We start from the raw sequence: 269 nt of genomic DNA, 5'->3' as shown, positions 1-269 counted from the left end.
AATGTCGACGGTGCTCGAACCACGATTGAGCTGAATGCCCATGCGCGATGGATCGGCCTGGCTCGGCACCACTTGCAGAGTGCTGGCGGTGCCGCCCATGACCAGCGGCTGACCGCTGCCCAGGTACACATCAAGGTTACCGTCGCGTTCGATGACTTGTGCGCCGGTGAACGTGGAGAGCTGACGCACGGTTTCGTTGCGCGCGTCGAGCAGCTCGTTCGGCATGCCGCCAGCCTTGGAAACTTCGGAAATCTTCTGGTTCAACTGCG

The 269-nt window shown here is 61.3% G+C and carries 1 protein-coding gene; it reads right to left on the bottom strand.

Features of this window, described 5'->3' with window-relative positions:
* Positions 1–264 (bottom strand): FlgK family flagellar hook-associated protein (locus SB772_RS41450; RefSeq protein ID WP_410838705.1); only part of this gene is annotated, 264 nt, incomplete at its 3' end.
* Between the last annotated feature and the right edge of the window lie 5 nt (positions 265–269).

This window comes from Paraburkholderia sp. SIMBA_030, from assembly GCF_046535245.1.
In the GTDB taxonomy this organism is placed as follows: Bacteria; Pseudomonadota; Gammaproteobacteria; order Burkholderiales; family Burkholderiaceae; genus Paraburkholderia.
Note: the sequence above shows the minus strand (reverse complement) of the source record. Positions and strands in the feature narration are given on the sequence as shown.